At 66.7% G+C, this 17,787-nt stretch carries 16 protein-coding genes and 1 tRNA gene; 14 read left to right on the forward strand and 3 right to left on the reverse strand.

Features of this window, described 5'->3' with window-relative positions:
• Positions 1–128: 128 nt before the first annotated feature.
• Positions 129–3,905, forward strand: coding sequence for an NACHT domain-containing protein (locus ACF1A5_RS20080; protein ID WP_392194203.1), 3,777 nt, complete (start codon positions 129–131; stop codon positions 3,903–3,905).
• Between the two features lie 700 nt (positions 3,906–4,605).
• Here the strand turns inward: ACF1A5_RS20080 and ACF1A5_RS20085 are convergent.
• A complete protein-coding gene (locus tag ACF1A5_RS20085) occupies positions 4,606–5,073 on the reverse strand; it encodes a histone deacetylase (protein WP_392194204.1) in 468 nt (155 codons plus the stop codon).
• 197 nt (positions 5,074–5,270) lie between these two features.
• Positions 5,271–6,035 (reverse strand): GntR family transcriptional regulator, encoded by a 765-nt coding sequence (locus tag ACF1A5_RS20090; RefSeq protein ID WP_392194205.1) that lies wholly within the window; start codon positions 6,033–6,035, stop codon positions 5,271–5,273.
• A 422-nt stretch (positions 6,036–6,457) separates the two neighbouring features.
• Here ACF1A5_RS20090 and ACF1A5_RS20095 point away from each other — a divergent pair, with 422 nt between their 5' ends.
• The 13 genes from ACF1A5_RS20095 (at position 6,458) to ACF1A5_RS20155 (ending at position 17,571) form a co-directional block, all read left to right on the forward strand.
• A complete protein-coding gene (locus ACF1A5_RS20095; protein WP_392194206.1) occupies positions 6,458–6,601 on the forward strand; it encodes a hypothetical protein in 144 nt (47 codons plus the stop codon).
• 90 nt (positions 6,602–6,691) lie between these two features.
• Positions 6,692–6,958, forward strand: a complete 267-nt coding sequence (locus tag ACF1A5_RS20100; protein WP_392194207.1) for a DUF6284 family protein — start codon at positions 6,692–6,694, stop codon at positions 6,956–6,958.
• A 2-nt stretch (positions 6,959–6,960) separates the two neighbouring features.
• Complete coding sequence (locus tag ACF1A5_RS20105) at positions 6,961–7,254, forward strand: DUF6303 family protein (protein WP_392194306.1); 294 nt, start codon at positions 6,961–6,963, stop codon at positions 7,252–7,254.
• A complete protein-coding gene (locus ACF1A5_RS20110; protein ID WP_392194208.1) occupies positions 7,251–8,261 on the forward strand; it encodes a DUF2637 domain-containing protein in 1,011 nt (336 codons plus the stop codon). Before ACF1A5_RS20105 ends, ACF1A5_RS20110 begins: the two co-directional genes overlap by 4 nt.
• Positions 8,261–8,599, forward strand: a complete 339-nt coding sequence (locus ACF1A5_RS20115) for an RRQRL motif-containing zinc-binding protein (protein WP_392194209.1) — start codon at positions 8,261–8,263, stop codon at positions 8,597–8,599. Before ACF1A5_RS20110 ends, ACF1A5_RS20115 begins: the two co-directional genes overlap by 1 nt.
• A gap of 76 nt (positions 8,600–8,675) precedes the next feature.
• Positions 8,676–10,301, forward strand: coding sequence for a hypothetical protein (locus ACF1A5_RS20120; protein ID WP_392194210.1), 1,626 nt, complete (start codon positions 8,676–8,678; stop codon positions 10,299–10,301).
• A gap of 1 nt (position 10,302) precedes the next feature.
• On the forward strand, positions 10,303–12,423 hold the full coding sequence (locus tag ACF1A5_RS20125) for a hypothetical protein (RefSeq protein ID WP_392194211.1): 2,121 nt from the start codon (positions 10,303–10,305) through the stop codon (positions 12,421–12,423).
• Between the two features lie 370 nt (positions 12,424–12,793).
• Complete coding sequence (locus ACF1A5_RS20130; RefSeq protein WP_392194212.1) at positions 12,794–13,267, forward strand: hypothetical protein; 474 nt, start codon at positions 12,794–12,796, stop codon at positions 13,265–13,267.
• An 89-nt stretch (positions 13,268–13,356) separates the two neighbouring features.
• Entirely contained in the window at positions 13,357–14,259 is a 903-nt protein-coding gene (locus ACF1A5_RS20135) for a bifunctional DNA primase/polymerase (protein ID WP_392194213.1), read from the forward strand.
• A 170-nt stretch (positions 14,260–14,429) separates the two neighbouring features.
• Positions 14,430–14,588, forward strand: coding sequence for a hypothetical protein (locus tag ACF1A5_RS20140; protein ID WP_392194214.1), 159 nt, complete (start codon positions 14,430–14,432; stop codon positions 14,586–14,588).
• A complete protein-coding gene (locus ACF1A5_RS20145; protein WP_392194215.1) occupies positions 14,585–15,742 on the forward strand; it encodes a DUF3631 domain-containing protein in 1,158 nt (385 codons plus the stop codon). The genes ACF1A5_RS20140 and ACF1A5_RS20145 overlap by 4 nt, the downstream gene beginning before the upstream one ends.
• Positions 15,743–15,921: 179 nt before the next feature.
• Positions 15,922–16,125 carry a helix-turn-helix domain-containing protein gene (locus ACF1A5_RS20150; RefSeq protein WP_392194216.1) on the forward strand — a complete coding sequence of 68 codons (204 nt, stop codon included), beginning with the start codon at positions 15,922–15,924 and terminating at the stop codon, positions 16,123–16,125.
• A gap of 60 nt (positions 16,126–16,185) precedes the next feature.
• Positions 16,186–17,571, forward strand: coding sequence for a tyrosine-type recombinase/integrase (locus ACF1A5_RS20155; protein ID WP_392194217.1), 1,386 nt, complete (start codon positions 16,186–16,188; stop codon positions 17,569–17,571).
• Between the two features lie 44 nt (positions 17,572–17,615).
• Here ACF1A5_RS20155 and ACF1A5_RS20160 read toward each other — a convergent pair.
• A tRNA-Thr gene (locus ACF1A5_RS20160) sits at positions 17,616–17,692 on the reverse strand.
• Positions 17,693–17,787: the final 95 nt, after the last annotated feature.

Genomic DNA, 17,787 nt, shown 5'->3' on the forward strand with positions numbered 1-17,787 from the left:
CCAAGCTGCCAACGTAACGACGCCCTCCCAGCAGCACATAGCTGCTCAAGTGCCTGACGCTCCAGACACGTTGGCGCTAGGGTGTCCGTTCTGGCCGCCACACATAGCATGGATCGCTGGGAGTCGTCATGGACTATAACTACGAATCACTCTTGGACCAGCGATTCCAAAAGCTAGCGCAGGCGCTCCTCCTCAAGGAGTATCGGAATGTCCAATGCTTCCCCGTGGGCATGGCTGACGGAGGACGCGACGGCACCTCCGCTGCACGCGGGCAACTCGAGACTGTATTTCAGGTCAAGTTCACTCACAAACCTGCTTCAATTAAGAATGTAGCCAAATGGATCACCGACACACTGGACGAGGAACTCGAAAAAATCAGCCGTCTAAAGAAAATGGGGGCCTCTAGATATGTCCTGATCACAAACGCCTTCCCCACGGCCACACTGGAAAGCGGCACAATCGATAAGGTAAATCAATATCTGCGGGACAAAGTTCCCATGGAGGCATATTGCTGGTGGCGGGATGACCTGGATCGCAGGTTGGATGGCAATTACGACGTAAAACTTGCTTACCCATCAATTCTCTCTGGGCCTGACATGCTGCGGCTTCTATGGGAGAACATGGGGACCCGCGAGGAGGCACAACGACGAAAGATGGCGCTCAGTGCCTACTTCGCGCATCAGGCTGAACAAGACGCCACGATTAGATTCAAGCAAGCCGAGCTCCTTCCTAGCTCGCTACTGGAACTATTCATCGATGTTCCAGCAGTCCCTCATTCGCCGCAGGATGAGATCGACGTGAAGCTCCTAAGGAGCTACCTGGAGCTGTTGCAGGCGAACGAGCGAGCAAGTAACGCTTACGAGCGCGATATTAGAAGGCGCATGACCACCCTAATTCAGGGATCCGTGAAGCCGGGCGCTAAAATCCAGTCGGGCTACTTGACGAGGTTGCTGCGGGAAGCTGGGCAGACAACTGGTGCAGCAAAGGTCCTCTTGGACAACCAGTTCACAAGCCAGTGCCCCTACATCGTTCTTGAAGGGGCACCCGGCCAGGGTAAATCGACACTTTCTCAATACCTTGCCCAACTTCAGCGGCTGCGAATTCTCGACCGCAGCGAAGATATCTCCAAACTTCCTGATGCGCACACGTCTAGTCCTGTCAGAATGCCATTTAAGATTGAACTGCGCGACCTGGCTTCATGGATGAAGGGAGAGGACCCGTGGTCGGGAAATCCGTCAGGGCGTCACGACCGGCCGCGCACTCTGGAAGGTGCCGTATCAGCTCATGTTGAACGCTACTCGGGCGGGTTTTCTTTCGACGTGACGGACATGGCGTTCGTTGCACAATCCCACCCGGTCCTAATCATCCTCGACGCTCTTGACGAAGTAGCCGACCTTGAAGACCGTCACCGTGTGGTGGAGGAAGTTAGCGCAGCAATAGCGCGCCTAGAACAGGGATCCCAAAACTTGAGGGTTCTGGTTACCAGCCGGCCGACTGCCGTAACTGGTGCGCCGTCATTCCCACAGAGCAAGTTCGACTACCTGACACTTGCCCCGATTCCGCCGAAACTCGGTCTCGAGTACGCTAAAAAATGGAGTAAGGCTAGAAACCTTAGAAGGGCTGACGCGACTGAAATCAGTCAAATTCTGCAGCAGAAAATGTCGGCACCTCACATGGCAGAGCTTGCAAAAAATACAATGCAGCTCTCAATCCTCCTTAGCCTTATTTACCATCGGGGCTCCAGTCTGCCGGACAAAAGGACCGAGTTGTACGATGCGTATGTCGACAGCTTTTTCAATCGAGAGGTGGAGAAAAGTGAGGTAGTTAGGGAAAACCGTATGCTGCTGATTAGCATTCATCAGCACCTCGCCTTCTACATGCACGCACGAGCGGAAAGCAACAAGACTACCGGCCGTATTGGTGTAGGCGAACTACGGGATGTGTTGAAAGAATACCTCAGTAAACAACAAGAGCCAGCGGAGATTCTCGATGCGCTGTTGACGGGTATGGTGGAACGTGTCGTTGCCCTTGTCTCGCGTGTCGAAGGAACCTATGAATTTGAGGTGCAGCCCCTCCGAGAGTATTTCGCTGCTCGATATCTCTACGACACGGCCCCGTACGTTCCTGCAACCAGTACAGGATACGGAACAAAGCCGGACCGATTCGATGGAATCGCGAAGAATCCTTACTGGATGAACGTTACGCGATTCTTCGCAGGGTGCTTCACCAAAGGTGAGCTACTCGACTTGGCTGAACGTGTGTGCTCTCTGTGTGATCTGCCAGAGATGGTGGGGAGTGTCTACCCGCGAAGTCTCGCCCTCGCCCTTCTCCAGGACTGGGTATTCTCTCAGTCGAAACCAGCGACTGAAAAGGTGATTGATAAGGTCTACGACAACTATGGTGTCCGATCCGTCTACTTCTCTGACGGTGCTGCAGGAAGGCAGGCGTTTCCAGGGAATTCCTCATTGAGCCCGGGGCTTTCGAGCGAGACAGGTGCCACGCACTTCGTTGAAAGCCGACTTGGAGCCCTCTTTTTGCTTCCTCACTCTGAGCTGGTCCGAGCACTGGCGCATGTCATGGGGAAACAGTCGCGTCGGGAGAAGGACAGAGTTCGCGAGGAATGGCAAAACGCTTATCGGGTTGCAAGTTCGGCTAGGCGGATTGAACTGCTCCAAATTGCCCGCTGGGCAAACCTCTTCCATCCCGATATGGATCGAAGGCTCTTCAAGGAAGAAGAGGATCTAAATGTTCTACTAGCAATGATTGATTCGGAAGTCGGCATCGAACTGATTCCTGAATCAAAATATGGTGAGGTAGCCTTGGCTAGCTTGAATCAGGCCAGCCAATTTACCATCTACAATGGCGGTCCGGGAGCACCGTTGACTAGTGCGCTGGCCGTTACGCGAGTTCCTTTGTGGTATTACAGTATTCGCCACAACTATTCTGGCGTATTCCTCGGCGAATTCGCTTTTGAAGAGTCGTCATCATCTGAAGTTGTGCAGACGCTTCAAAAGATTGCCAAACCCTTGTACTCCCCCGATGCGAGGGTTGCGACGGACCTCGGGATCGTTCGGGATTTTCTGAGCGGCCTTGACGGGGAATTCGGCAAGAGCTGGGCATCGACTCTTATTGGTCTGCTCTCGGGATCAGTTAAATCTCCAGATGAGAGAGGGGCGGGAGCTGACGAGCTCTTCTCGAACGATCACACTCTATGTGATCGAGTGAGATATGCGCGTAGGCGAGGCAGTCAAGTCGAGTGGTGGAACTGCCAGCTCGCTTCTGCCGAAACGGCTCAAGACAAGGAACTGTGGATGGCCACAGCCTACTGTTGGGCCAGTGCAGAAGTCCTATCGGCCCTCTTCGAAGAGATCGACTCTGTCCTATCCGACCTCCCCATTGAGTCCATCGAGCGGCTAACGGAGTTGGCCGTAAGTCGAGTATCTTTTTCGCAGCGGTCACTTGATAAAGTCATCTTTCCGAGCTTGTGGCAGCGGCAAGTTTCAATCGCCTCGCCGACGCTTGGGCTCTTCTTTGATCGCCTAGGAGACGGCCCGCAGAAGGATAGAATTCTGACCAGAAAGGCAGTACCAGGCCTAAATCCGGGCCTATCTGGCCATTTCCTCCATTATGCCTGGAGCCGGTGGATTCAGGGCTGCCTGACTGATAGGCAGATCGCGTCCGTTAATAGAAAATTTTACACCCCGGGGGTGTTCGTTGAACAAATGTTGGAGGTTCCTTCCTCAATTGATAGACGGGCCCTTCGTCAAGCATGGGAGATGCTACTCAACCAGAGCGAGAGAATGCCCGATGCAGTTCTAATGGCTGCGGAGGGCGAGTTGCGGCGAATGAGTAAGCGCCCTAAACCTGTGAAGCGGGTAGCAGACAGAGAGAAGTGGTTTGTCTGAGGCGAACGCTGCAGCGTTCGCCGCGGCAGCTAACAGGATGCGGTCGGTGGAACGGCTTAGGGTGGGAGTTTCAACGACCGAGTCAAGGCTGGCTGTGGCCGCCTTCCACCAGTGAGGGCGGCATCTCGTCCGAGAGCGTCTGTGCCTCAGCCGACGAAGGTCAGCCAAGACCTACCCCTCTCTGGCATTAGGCAGCTGATTGCTGTGCGCCGCGGCACGGGCTGCGCCCGGGCTGGTGCGGGGCGGAGACAGACATCCGATGCGATTGATAAGTCAAGCGGTGTTGTGGAAGGCGGTCTGCTCGTTGTAGGGGATGCGGTGGGTGAGGCAGTGGTGCAAGCAGCCGAGTAAGCGGTTGAAGAGGTTGTGCTGGGCGGCTTGGACCAGAGGCAACGATGCCGCTGTTTGCGTGCGAGCGGGGTGGCGGGGCCGGTCCACGTGGGACGAAGGCAGGAGCGCGGACCGACCCTGCCACCCCCGGCGCTGCTTCACCGAGCGGCCAGGCATGTGAGGCCGGCTCTGTCGTGAGAGGTCAAGCCTCAGCAGGACTACGGATCACCACATACCGACCCGCCCCAAGACGCTCGGCCATGAGACACCGCCTCGCGTTTACCGCGCCATTAGCAGCGCAGGCCCGGCCGGGGCCGGGCCTGCGCGGGGAGCGGAGCGAGCCGCCTTGATGAGGTGGGAAAGTTGCTTCTCAGTCTCCGAGTAGAGCGGCAATACCATCAGCCGCCCAGTGACCGGCCGCACCTGGGCGTGTTGCCAAGTAATCGGCGATTTGCTCGCTTGACCATCCATGGGCCTCGGCCAGGCCAGAGCCGAGGTGCCGCAGATAGTTGGCAGATGGTGAGTTCAATGCGACATCCCCCATCCCCCAGGGCGCGGTGAAGGTCAGGACTGGGTGTCCGTCCAAGTAACCGGGGCAAACCAGCGTCTCGTAACGCCCAGGGCCCATCTCGGCCCGGCCCGTGGCAAGCACTTTCTTCAAGTCCATCTTCGCTCCTGGCTCCCTGTACATCTCCTGGGCAGCGATGTCCGAGAACTGTTCCGTTGTGAGCAGGTAGGCGCGAGCAGCCATCTGGTCGTCTACGTTCGGGTCGTAGAAGCCCATGCCGCCCGTCCAGGCCTGCGACTCGAGTGCGAAGTAGAGCTCGCCGGGGAGCATGACCGGCTCCGTGCGCTCCGGTGGGCTTCCGTCCCTGCAGCCCGGGTACGTACGTCGCCCGTTGGGGGGCTTGCCACCGAGCAGGTAGTAGGTCAGGCGCGCGAGGTGCATATTGGAGCCGAAAGCCGCGTACCAAACCTGCCGTGGCGAGGCCGCCTCAGCTACAAGATGGTCCAGCTGCTTAGGAATGATCACGTTCACTCTGCCGATACGTCGTAGCGGATGATGTGTCGGTCTCCCGGCAGGATGCTGATCATGACGCGCAGCGCGCGGCCATCCTCGTCGTAGCCCGTGCGCCGGTGGACGGCTACCGGAGTGCCGGCAGGGAGGTCGAGCCGCTCGGACTCCGAACGGGTGGGCATGCGCACGGTGATTTCGTCACGGTAGTGCGTCTGGACAAGGCCGCTACTGGCCAGCACGCCGCCGGGAGCCGATACGTCCTCCGGGAGCATGAGGGCAGTACCCCTGACCAGGTCTTCGGGGAAGTAGGAGTCCGCAAGGGCGTACGGCTCCTGGTCTACGTACCTGACACGCTCGCGGACGACCGTGAGAGCCGTCTCCGGGTCGAGCCCCAACTGCTCGGCTACGTCAGCCGGCGGGCGTCTGATCGCCACCGTGACCTCTTGGCGCGGCTTCCGGCCGCTTTCCTCCACCACACTCGACCACTGGTCGCCCTCGCTGTGGGCCGCGTTGTGCCGCGAGCGAGACTCCAAGACGGACCAGTCCCAAACTTCTGCTGGGTGGCTCCTTCGGACGAAGCTGCCGCGTCCCTGCCCGGCGACCACTAGGCCTTCCTCGGTCAGTCGCCGAAGGGCCAACCTGATCGTGTTGCGGCTCGCCTCGTACTGCTCCATGAGGCGATGTTCAGTCGGGAGCTGCTGGCCGGGCTCCAGCTCTCCTGTGTCGATGAGATGCCGCAGCTCATCAGCGATGCGGTGGTACCGCGGAGTCTGCTCACCCACGCCAGCCCTCCCAAGCTTTGACGGTCTTGTTCCAACAACATACGCGGATTGGCTTGCGCTTCCCAAGCGAGCCATGCAAACTCATGACCCGTCAGTTGTTGGAACAAGCCCAACTGCGCGACTGAGTCGCGTTACTGATGTTTTATCAGCGATCGGAGGAAAGCCCGCAGGGGTGAGTACGAAGGAAGCGCCGGTTGGTTGAGAACTCAACAGCGTGCCGAGGGAGCCCGTCCCACCTCAGCGAGCAAGAGGACGGGCGCGCGCAGGTTTCACCCCTGTGCGCGGTACAGCGCGTTTCTACCTGTCCGCAGCGCTTTGAGCTGCGGCGGTTGCCTCCGCTGCTCGTCTCGTACGAGCAGCGCTGAGGGGAGCCGGTGCCGGTTCGCCGGCCGGGTCCATCACCTACGACACGAGGAGTCCCCATGTCCGGTGAGAACGCACAGGAGCCCACCGACCTGACCAGCCCGGAGAACGTCCAGCGGGGCGAGCAGGTCTACGACCGGATCATGTCCGGCCAGTGCCAGGACGTCACGGCGGAGCTGGACGCCACCTACGGCCGCGCCTAGCCATCACACACCCACCTAACGGCGCGCACCCCCGGAGTAGCCGCTCCGGGGGTGCTTCGGGCCGTTCACCTGCTAGGGAGACCACGACCCATGAAGCACATCGGTGCACGTCACGCGGCTGTTACCGCATACGAGATCGACCGCGAGCCGACGGCCGCGGAGCTGGACGCCATCGAGCGGGAGATGCCGGTCATCCTCGCTGGCATCGAGCTGCTGGACGCGCAGATCACCATCCTGGACCGCGCCCCGACCGAGCTGGACACCCGCCGCATCCGCCGGGCCCGCCACCGCGTCCTGGCCGCGCGCCGCGCGCTGGCCAACCAGGCCGCGGACGTCCCCCGGGGTGGTGCCGCGTGAGCATGGTGACGCCGCAGGAGTTCACCGCGCAGATGTCCGTGCGGGAGGACCGCTGCCGTCTGTATGTGGTCCTGCTGAACACGACGGAACGGTGGCCGGAGCACCGCTTCGACCACGCGTGGCCACTGCCGACGTTCACCGAGCGCGCCGAGGCGCTCAGCCTGCTCGGTTTCGAGCCGGTGCCCGGGGCCGAGTGGACGTGGACCGAGGACGCCGAGAACCCCGACGACCCGGCGTCCTCGGTCCTTCTGATCGCCGCGATCCGGGTGCGTTCACGATCGGAGGTGCGCGCATGAACGGCGCTCACATCCGTTCAGCCGAGCGTGCGCTGTCGGCCGGCACCTGGCTGATCGTGGCGGGGGCGATGCTGTACTCGATCCTGACCGTGACGCCGCTCGCGGCCCGGCACACCCCCGCTCACTGGGCCTGGACCGCACCCATCCTGCCCCTGGTCGTTGACGCCGCGGTGGTCATCGTCGTCCGCCTGGACGCCGTCCTCGCCCGGCTCGGGGGCCACGGCGGGCGGTGGCCGGTCGTCCTGCGCTGGATGACCGGCTGCATGACGCTCGCCCTGAACGTCGCGGACTCCGCCCTGAAAAACGACCTGGTCGGCGTGGCCGTGCACGCGGTCGCCCCGCTGCTGCTGATCGTGACGGCGGAGACCGGGCTCGCCTACCGGCGGGCCATCGCCGCCGCCGTGAAAGCCCAGGAAGAGCAGCAGCGGGCCGAGCGGGAAGCCCGCGAGCGGGCCGCCATCGAGCGGCGCGAGGAAGCCGCCCGGCGGGCACACGAGGAGCGCGAGCACACCGCTGCGCTGGCCCGTGAACAGCGCGAGCACGAAGCCCGCATGGCCCGTGAACAGGCCGAGCGGGAAGCCGCCGCACGGCGCGAGGAACGCGAGCGCGAGCAGGCCCGCGAACGCGCGGAGCGGGAAGAGCGTGAACGCCGCGAGCGGGAGCGTGAACAGCTCCAGCGGCAGCGTGAACAGCAGGCCCGGGAAGCCCGTGAGCGGGCGACGCGGGAAGAGCGGGAGCGGGCCGAGCGTGAACGCCGTGAACGGGCCGAGCGTGAGGAGCGGGCCGCGCGTGAACGCGCCGCCCTGCTGTCCGCCGGCCCCGCCGCCGAGAAGCAGCCCGAGGACCTGGCCCGCGCCACTGTGCACGCCGCGTTCGTCGAGGGCCTGCCGGTGCGGGCCGCAGCCGAGCTGTGCGGGTGGTCGGTGGGGTGGGTGTCCGCCCGCTACGCCGACCACCGCGGGCCCGGCGCTGAGTACGACAGCGCAGAGCTGACCGCGAGCCGCTGATGGGCTCGCTTCCCGTCTACCGGTGGCGGCTGGCCCCGAACGGGCTGGCCACCCGCCGCCAACTCCGCGCCCGTGGATTGCGGCCCGGCGGACAGGACGTCGCCGCGCAGCTCGAGCGGCCGCGGCGCCGCCGCGGCCCGCTGGTCGCCTACCTGTACTCCATCGAGCAGGCCAAACCCGTACGGCCGATGACACCCGCCAAGTGGGCGGCACTGGCCAAAGCGAACGCCGCCCGGCGTAGATGCCCGAAGTGCCGGCGGGATGCCGGATACGTCATCCCCACCGCGCTCGGCATGTGCACCACCTGCGCCTACCCCGAAGAACAGCGCGTCCCATAAGCCCTGTTGGCAGGCCCGGCCAATCGCCTCCTACAGCCCTGGCCGGGCCCTACTCCCCAAGAGGAGTGCTCACAGCATGACGGAACTCAGCACTGAGCCGGTAGCCGCCGAGGCTGCCCCCACCACACCGCCCCCGCCGCCCGAAACGGCACCCACTGCGGCCCCGGCCGCGGCAGAGGTGGAGCACACGCCCGGCGGCTGGCCGATCGTCCCCCTCGTCCTCTCGGGGGCGAACACAACCGTCGGCATGGTCGCCGCCGCATCGCTGGCGGGCGGCCCAATCGCTGCCATGGTCGCCGCAACCGGGGCCGTTGTCCTCGGCACGGTCGCCGCCACTCGCTCCCGCAACCCCAACTCGCGCCGCGACGCCCGCCGGGCCGCAGCACGCGCCGCCGGCCGAACCGCCGCCCGCAGTGCGAGCGCTGGCCTCCGTCGCGGCGGAGCGGGGGCGAGCGGCGGCCGGTCCGGTGGCGGCCGTTCGCTCGGCTCGCGTGCCGGTCGCTCCGGCAGCCGCACGGGCAGCATCCCGGGCCAACATCGCCGTGGCACCGGCCCGGCCACCCGCCACAACACCCCCGCCGCCACCGGCAAGACCGCCAACCCCAGCGCCAGGAGCAGCGGCAAGACCGGTAGCAAGGCTGTTCAGGGTACGTCCAAGCGCACGGGCGGAGGCGCGGGCAAGGCCGCAGGCCGGGTCGGGCAGATCCGCGCCCTGCGGTCGCGGCAGACCGCGCCGGGATCGCGTGCTGACAAACGGGCGCAGACCACCGCCGCCCGGCGGGCGGTCGCAGATGCCCGCCGTAACGCCAAGGCCGCAGCTGGCAACGGCCACTTGGGCAAGCGAGGGACGGGCACAGGTCGCCTGCTGCGCAGTGCGGTCGGCAAGGCCCGCGCCGCACGCGATGCGGCCATCGCCAAACAGCGTGCCAAGCGCGACGCGAAGGCCGGCGGCACGGTCGCGGCACAGCGTGTCGCCGTGCGTAAGGCCCCCGCTCGCCGGGCGGCCCGGCAGGCGCTGCGCAGGTCCGCGGCCCGCTTCCACGGCCGACGCCTGCTCGCCGCCCTGCTCGCCCTCCCCGTCGGCCTGCTCGGGCTCATCACCACACCGATCGGACGCAAGCTCGGCATCCCGTGGCTGATCCACCCCGGCCGCCGCCTCTACCGGCGGCTGGCCGGGGTCGCCGCCGAGCAGCGCGCCGCCCGCGATGCGGCGATCCGCCAGGAGCAGGCCGAGCAGGAAGTCGCCGCCGACGCGGAGGCCGCCAAGGACGGCGCGGACGGCGTCGCGGACGGCGTCGAGCGGCCCGCCGCACAAGTTCCCACCAGCACCACACCCGAGGTGAGTGAAGGAGAGCACATGTCCGGTTTCCGGTTCGAAGAAGCCGCCGCCGAGATGGAGCAGGCCGCCAACTCCTACGACCCCGAGAACGCCATGGAGATCCTGGCCATGGTCGAGGGGCTCCCGGCCGCGCTGACCAGCGTGGCGAACGTGATGAAGACCCTCGCCGAGCGCTCCGACAGCGAGTTCCCGCTGGAGAAGGAAGTCGCGGACGGCTTCAACGACATCTTCGGCGCCCTGATGAGCGCCGTCGCAGTCGCGGAGGACATGGGCCCGCTGTTCCGGCAGGCCCACGCACAGGACATCGCCCGCCACGAGGACCCCCGCAACGGCCACGACGCCGAGAAGGGCTGGAACGTCTGAGATGAGCACCGCCACCGCCAAGCAGAACGCCGGCAGTGGCCCGGTGCTGGACTGGGCCGCCGGTCACGGACCCGTGACCGGCGCCCTGTCCGCCACCACCGGAGCCTTCGCCGTTGCCACCACCGGGGCCGCAACCGCCATGCCCCCCGGCTGGACCCTCGCCGTCGGCGCCGCCGGCGCCCTCGGACACACCATCGCCGGACTGCGCGTCCGCAACGCCGGCCGCACCCTGACCACCCGCGCCGCCTCCTGGCTCGTCGGCGCCGGATGGACCACCTGGGCCATCACCCACGGCCCCCTCACCTGGGCCGCCCTCGGCTCCCTCGCCACCATCGGCGTCGGCATCGGCGCTGCTACCCGCTCCACCAACCTCTACGAAGAGGCCCGCGAAGAAGAGGCCATGGCCGCCGAGCAGCGGGCCATCGCACGGGAACTGTCCGCGGAGCGCCGGGCCATCGCCGCGGAATGGGTGGACCGCATCCAGCGGGTCTGCAGCATCACCATCCGCGTGGTGGGTGTCGAGCAGTGGCCCACCGGGGCCGGGTACTCCCTCGACGCCGAACTGCCGCCGGGCGGCGCCACTTGGAACAAGATCGCCGCCGAGTCGGCCCGCCTGTCCGCGGATGCCCGTCTGCCGCACGGCTGCACCGCCACCGCCTCCCCCGGCATCCACCAGGGCCGCGTCATCATCGACGTGACCACCGTCAACGTGCTGGAACAGGAGCGCACTTACCCGGCCGATTACGGGCCGCTCTCGGTCCATACGGGCATCCCGTGGGGCTACCGGACCAACGCCGATCAGATCCTGGCCTACCTGCGCGAGCAGTGCGCCCTGATCGTCGGCCCGACCGGATCGGGCAAGACCAACATGGTCCACTCGATCCTCGCCGGGTTCGCACGCGCCGAGGACATGCTGACCTGGGTGATCGACCTCAACGCCGGCAGCGCCGGCCTGCCCTGGGTCCTGCCCGCCCTGGGCGGCGAGATCAGCGCTCCGGACGGCAAGCCGGTCCGGCCCGGCATCGACTGGCTCGCCGGAACGTACGACGAGGCCATGACCATGCTGGACACAGCCGTGAAGGTGGCCAAACAGCGCAAGATGGGCTACCAGGACGTGCTGGCCAAGGCCAACACGGACCTGCTGCCCATCAGCCCGAAGATTCCGCAAATCATGCTCGTCATCGACGAGGGCGCGGAGATCCTGGCCAGCCCGGACCGGCAGGTACGCAAGCTCGGCGACAAGATCCTGGAAGTCATCCGGATCGCCCGCGCCATGGGCATCCGCACCGTTCTCACCGCGCTGGGTGCCACCGGCAGTGTGCTGAGCAACCTCATGATCCGCCGGGAAGCCAAAGTCCGCGTCGCCCTGACCGGCGGCGAGACCGAGGGCATGGACCTGTCCAAGATGTTCCCCGGCAGCCGCGGACTCCGCGTCGACCAGGCCCCCTACAAGGGCGCCGGGTTCATGGGCACCCCGGAGTCCCCGGCGGCGCTGTTCAAGGCATGGCGGATCCTGCCCAACCAGATCCGCGAGATCATCGCCGCCACCTCAGACCGGCACCCCACACTCGACGACGTGTCCGCCAAGGCCGCCGGGCCCGCCTACGCCCGCCGCTGGGACACCGACCGCACCGCATGGATGCGCGACCACACCCCAGACGCCGACACGGACGCCGAGCCCCGGCCGGCGGCCGGAGCCGGGTTGAAGCTGTCCGCGCTGAGCGGCCCGCAGCCGGAGCAGACCTCGCCCGAGGACGAGATGCTGCGCCAGTTCCGGGCGCAGATCGACGCCCAGTTCGGCACCGCGCCCGACCCACACACCCCCGCAACCGACACCCCGCCGGGCAACCCCGGCGGGCTGAACCTGTCCGCGCTGCGGAGCGAGCAGGACAGCCCCGCACAGCGCGCGGCGCTCGCGCTGCTCCTCGCCGCCGGCACCGAGGGCACCGGCGCGTCCGCCATCGCCCGCGCACTCGCGCCCGAGTACGGCACGACCCGCCAAACGGTCGTCGGCTGGCTCAAGACATGGGTCGCGAACGGCACCGCCGTCCGCATCGGAGAGGGCACCAAAGCCCGTTACGTCCACCGCCAGCACGACCCTGATACCGGTGCCGAAGGGTGATTGGAGGAGGGGGGTGGGTCACGGATCCCAATTCCAGTCCCGAGCTGGATGCCGGGGACCTTCCTATCCCACCCCCCATGGCCGCGAGTCCCTCACGATCTCCGTCCGGCCGAGCACCCCGCACAGTAGCCGGAGCCACTGACAAGGCCCCGCGGCGTGACCTCTGTCGCTTGTCACTCATGCCCACAGGAAGGGCCCTGGGTGGCTCTGCGAGGGCCGGAAACAGCTTGTGACCTGCAAGGCGACAAGCGACAAGACAAGACAAGCGACAAGACAGACGACAAGCCGCACGACAAGTGACACGACAAGCAAGGCACGGGCGGCATCCGCCCGGCGCGGGTGCTGCCCGCCGCGTGGAAGGGACCCCGTTGTGCACCCCGACACCCCGTACGAGATCACCACCGCCCACCCCGTGCCGCGACAGTCGCTCGACCACGGTCGCGGCTGGGACGGGCCGCGGATGCTGCCCGAGGAACTGCCGCCCGGCGTGCAGATGGTCACCCTGCCCGGCGGCATCCGCACCCTCGCCTACACCCAAGCCCCGGCCTCGCAGCCCGCCCCGGCGGCGCAGCCGATTCCGGCATGGGCCAAGACCACCGCCCTCCTCGCCCCCACCGTCGGAGGCGGCATCGCCGCCGCTTCCGTCGGCCTCTCCTACGCCGCCCCGGGACTGATCGCCATGAGCCACGCCTTGTGGTCCGCCGTCGCCCTCATCGCCGCCGGCATCGTCGCCGTACCGACCATCCTGCGCGCCGGCCGCCGCAGCACCCCGGCACAGATCACCCAGAACATCACCGCAACCGGCCTCTTCGGCCGCGCCAGCGGAACCATCAACCACCGCTGACCACGCCAAAGGCGGCCCCACCGTCTCGCCAAAGATCCGGGGCCGCCCTGACCAACCAGCACCCAACCAAGGAACTGGAGACCTCCAGCATGACCCATGACGCCCGCTTAGCGCTGCTGTCCACAGCGCTGGACGCCGCCGCCCGCGGCTGGCACGTCTTCCCCCTGCGCCCCGGCACAAAGCGGCCCGCCCTGCACGGTGAAGCCGCCTGCCCCCACAACGGCCCATGCACCGATGGGCACCGCAAGTGGGAACAGCGCGCCACCACCGACCCCGACCGCATCCGCGCCGCCTGGTCGCGTGCCCCGTTCAACGTCGGCATCGCCACCGGCCCCTCCCGGCTGATCGTCGTCGACCTGGACCTGCCCAAACACAAAGGCAGTTCGGACGCGCCTTGCGGCGCGGCAACCTTTGCAGCGCTCTGCGAGCGCGCCGGACACGCCGTCCCCGACACCTATCGGACGCGGACCGCGAGCGGCGGAGAACACCTGTACTTCACCGCCCCGGCGGGAGTCCGGCTCGGCAACACAGCCGGGACCCTCGCCCCACTGGTCGACACCCGCGCCTGGGGCGGCTACGTCGTCGCCGCCGGCAGCACCACACCCAGCGGCCCCTACGAGACCGTGAACAGCGCCGCAGCGGTCGCGCTGCCCGATTGGCTGCTGGAGTCGCTGCAACCCGCCCCCGCCCGCCCCGCCGTGCCGCTGCGGCTGCCCGCGGTAGACGGCAGCCGCGCAGCGCTGGCCGCGCTGGAAGCCGAGTGCGCGACGGTCGCCGCAGCACCGGACAAGCAGCGCAACATCACGCTCAACCGGTGCGCCTTCAAGGTGGGGCGGTTCGTCGCATGGGGCGACCTCCCCCGCCACGTGGCAGAGGAGGCCTTCCAAGCCGCGGGAGAGGGCCGCGGACTCACCGCTGCGGAGTGCCGCGCCACAATCCGCAGCGCCCTGGACAGCTCCATCCGCAAAGCCCGCCCCAGGGAGGCGGCATGAACACCCCACACCCCTCCCCCTTGGAAGGCCAACCCCCCACCACAACCGGCCCAGAAGCCGCCGAACCGGCATCGCCCCGGACGGCCGTGGGCGAGCCGAAAGGCGCCGCCCGCAAGGGCGTCCGAACTGCTTGTGGCTCTGACCCGCACCGAGGCGACGGCCGGTACCCCGTGGCCTGGCTGCACATCACCGCCACCTTCCGGTGCCTGTGCGGGAGGGACCGCAGCGCCGTCGGCCACCGCCGGGTGCACGCCCTGATCACCGACCACCACGACCACCGGGCCACCTGCCCGCTCCACACCGCTCAGGAAGGATCGGCCGCCGCATGACCGACACCATCGACGGCGCCGCGCTGCTCGACGAGGTGGAAGCCTTCCACCGCCGCTTCAACGTCTTTCCCACCGAAGCCGCTTACGTCGCCGTCACCCTGTGGGACGCACACGCCCACCTGCTCGACTGCTTCGACTCCACCCCCCGACTCGCGTTCCTCTCCCCCGAACCGGGGTCCGGGAAGTCGCGGGCGCTGGAGATCGTGGAAACTCTCGTGCCGCACCCCATGACAGCCGTGAACGCGTCCGCCGCTGCACTGTTCCGGGCAGTGTCCGGAGCCGACGGCCGGCCGACGATCCTCTTCGACGAGATCGACACCATCTTCGGCCCCAAGGCAGGGGACAATGAGGAGCTGCGCGGATTCCTCAACGCCGGGCACCGGCGTTCCGGGGTCACCTACCGGTGCATCGGCGACGGCGGCAACCAGACCGTTCAGGCCTTCCCCTCGTACTGCGCGGTTGCGGTCGCCGGACTCGGGTCCCTGCCGGACACGATCCTGACCCGCTCCGTCGTCATCCGCATGCGCCGCCGGGCCCGCAACGAGCGTGTCGAGCCGTTCCGAGCCCGCATCCACGAGGCCGAGGGGCGCAAGCTGCGCGACGGGCTCGCGCAGTGGGCGGAGCAGGCCCGTCCACAGGTTGTGGGTGCGTGGCCCGACATGCCAGACGGCATCACCGACCGACCGGCCGACGTGTGGGAACCCCTGCTCGCCGTCGCGGACGCCGCCGGGGGCGACTGGCCCCACCGCGCCCGCGAAGCGTGCGTGACGCTCGTCAAGGCATCGCAGCACACGGACAAACACAGCCTCGGCATCCGGCTGCTCACCGACCTGCGCGACCACGTGCTCATCGGCATGGACCGCCTGCCCACCATCGCCATCCTCGACCGGCTCAATGCCCTCGACGACGCCCCGTGGGCGGACCTCGACGGCAAGCCGCTCGACAACCGCAAGCTCGCCCGGATGCTCGGGGAGTACATGACGGTCGACAACGAGCCGATCCGCTCACGCAACATCCGAACCGCCGGCGGAGTCCTCAAAGGGTTCGTCACCGCCGACCTCGAAGACGCGTGGGCCCGCTACTGCCCCCCTCCCCAGGAATCCGCTACAGCCGCTACACCGCTACAGCCCAGCTCAGAGCCGGTGAATCTGTAGCGGCACCCAAGCGTGTAGCGGCTACGCCCGCTACCCCGTAGCGCGTGCGTAGCCGCTACACGCCGACCATCCGCTACAAAAACACCCCCGCTGACCTGCGATGTAGCGGCGTAGCGGATGTAGCGGACTTCTGAGAGCCAAGCCGAGACCGGACAGCACCCACCGAGGAGACATCCCGGATGAGCACCGCCGTCGCTCCCCCCGTCGACCGACTTCTCTACACCCCCGAGCAGGCCGCCGAAGCGCTCGCGATCGGCCGCTCCACCCTCTACGAGCTGATGGCCGCCGGAGTTCTGAAGTACATCAAGTTGGGCCGCTGCCGCCGCATCCGGCGCACCGACCTTGAGAACTACGTGGCGAGCCTCGCCCCGCTGCCCAACTGACCACCGCACACCCGAGGCGGCCCCCCTGTGTCCGGGGCCGCCTCTCGCATGGAGGAGCACATGAGCCCCCGTAAGGCGAACCTGGAGTCATCCATCTACCTGGGTAATGACGGCTGGTGGCACGGACGCGTGACGATGGGTGTCAGGAACGATGGCAGCCCCGACCGACGTCATCGCAGGGCCAAGACCGAGGCGGAGGTGCGGCGCAAGGTCCGCGAGCTCGAGCAGCTCCGCGACAAAGGGCGCGCGCCCGCGGCCGGCCGCAAGCCCACCGTCGAGCAGTGGATGACCACCTACCTCACCGACATTGCATCCCTGAAGCTCAAGCCGCGTTCGCTGGACGACTACTGGTCCAAGACCAGGAACGACATCATCCCCGGCGTCGGCAAGCACCGGCTCGACAAGCTCACCCCCGAGCACCTGGAGCGGATGTACCGCGCCATGCTCGACGAGGGACACGCCCCATCCCACGTGCTCAAGGTTCACCGCATCCTGTCGCGCGCGCTGAAAATCGCCCACCGCCGGCGGCTCATCGTCGAGAACGTGGCCACCCTCGTGGACCCGCCGACGGTCGACGAGACGGAGGCGAACCCGTTCACGACCGAAGAGGCCAAGGCATTCCTGGAGGCCGCCGCCGAGCGGCCCACCTTCATGCGGTGGTGCATCGGGGTCGGCATGGGCTTTCGGCAGGGCGAAACCCTCGGACTGCGGTGGCCGTACGTCGACCTCGACAACGAGCTGTTCCGACCCGAGTGGCAGCTTCAGCGGCTCACGTGGCGCCACGGCTGCGCGGACCCGCACGCCTGCGGTACCGACTTCCACCGGTTGGAGCCGTGCCCGTCGGACTGCAAGACTCACAAGGGCTACAAGCGCGGCTGCCCCAAGCCGTGCACGCGGGGATGCACCAGCCACGCTCGCGCCTGTCCCGAGCGAAAGGGCGGAGGACTGGTCTTCACACGGCCCAAGACGAAGAAGAGCCGGAACGCCGTGCCCATCCCGCCGCCGTTCATCCCGTACCTGCGCGCCCACCAGGCGCAGCAAGAGGAGACGCGCGCGGCGGCCGGCGAGCTGTGGCAGGAGCACCAGCTCGTCTTCACGCGCCCGGACGGTCGCCCGCTCGACCCCCGACAGGACTGGGAGGAGTTCAAGGAGCTGCTGGCGGAAGCCGGAATCGACGACCGGCGCCTCTACGACGGCAGCCGACACACCGCCGGCACGATCCTCAATGAGCTGGGGGTCGATATGCCTACGATCATGGAGATCTTGCGCCACACCCAGATCAGTCAGACCCGGCGGTACGTGAAGGGGCGCTCGCACCTCTCGAAGGACGCGATGCGCCGCATGGGCGACGCCTTCATGCCCCGCTCCGAGACCCCGAATGAGACCAGAACTGAGACCGGAGACAGCCGCGCGGCCCGGGCCCGACGTCGTCGCCGCGTGCGCTGAATCACAAGACCCCAGGTCAGCGAGTGACTGGCCTGGGGTCTCAGTGGAGCCCCCTGTCGGATTCGAACCGACGACCTACGCATTACAAGTGCGTTGCTCTGGCCGGCTGAGCTAAGGAGGCAGTGCACGGACGTGCCCGTGCAGTGTACCCAGGTCCCCGGAGCGTGCCGTCGAAAATTTCGACGAAGGTCACAGGGCCCGGAGTGCTGACAGACG

The organism is Streptomyces sp. NPDC014864 (genome assembly GCF_043081525.1).
Taxonomy (GTDB): domain Bacteria; phylum Actinomycetota; class Actinomycetes; order Streptomycetales; family Streptomycetaceae; genus Streptomyces.

Excerpts from the sequence above, each read along its gene's own strand:
- ACF1A5_RS20150 (WP_392194216.1), top strand. The coding sequence starts at position 15,922 with ATGAGCACCGCCGTCGCTCCCCCCGTCGACCGACTTCTCTACACCCCC.
- ACF1A5_RS20105 (WP_392194306.1), top strand. The coding sequence starts at position 6,961 with ATGGTGACGCCGCAGGAGTTCACCGCGCAGATGTCCGTGCGGGAGGAC.
- ACF1A5_RS20100 (WP_392194207.1), top strand. The coding sequence starts at position 6,692 with ATGAAGCACATCGGTGCACGTCACGCGGCTGTTACCGCATACGAGATC.
- ACF1A5_RS20145 (WP_392194215.1), top strand. The coding sequence starts at position 14,585 with ATGACCGACACCATCGACGGCGCCGCGCTGCTCGACGAGGTGGAAGCC.
- ACF1A5_RS20110 (WP_392194208.1), top strand. The coding sequence starts at position 7,251 with ATGAACGGCGCTCACATCCGTTCAGCCGAGCGTGCGCTGTCGGCCGGC.
- ACF1A5_RS20125 (WP_392194211.1), top strand. The coding sequence starts at position 10,303 with ATGAGCACCGCCACCGCCAAGCAGAACGCCGGCAGTGGCCCGGTGCTG.
- ACF1A5_RS20080 (WP_392194203.1), top strand. The coding sequence starts at position 129 with ATGGACTATAACTACGAATCACTCTTGGACCAGCGATTCCAAAAGCTA.
- ACF1A5_RS20120 (WP_392194210.1), top strand. The coding sequence starts at position 8,676 with ATGACGGAACTCAGCACTGAGCCGGTAGCCGCCGAGGCTGCCCCCACC.
- ACF1A5_RS20115 (WP_392194209.1), top strand. The coding sequence starts at position 8,261 with ATGGGCTCGCTTCCCGTCTACCGGTGGCGGCTGGCCCCGAACGGGCTG.
- ACF1A5_RS20095 (WP_392194206.1), top strand. The coding sequence starts at position 6,458 with ATGTCCGGTGAGAACGCACAGGAGCCCACCGACCTGACCAGCCCGGAG.
- ACF1A5_RS20135 (WP_392194213.1), top strand. The coding sequence starts at position 13,357 with ATGACCCATGACGCCCGCTTAGCGCTGCTGTCCACAGCGCTGGACGCC.
- ACF1A5_RS20085 (WP_392194204.1), bottom strand. The coding sequence starts at position 5,073 with ATGCTCCCCGGCGAGCTCTACTTCGCACTCGAGTCGCAGGCCTGGACG.
- ACF1A5_RS20155 (WP_392194217.1), top strand. The coding sequence starts at position 16,186 with ATGAGCCCCCGTAAGGCGAACCTGGAGTCATCCATCTACCTGGGTAAT.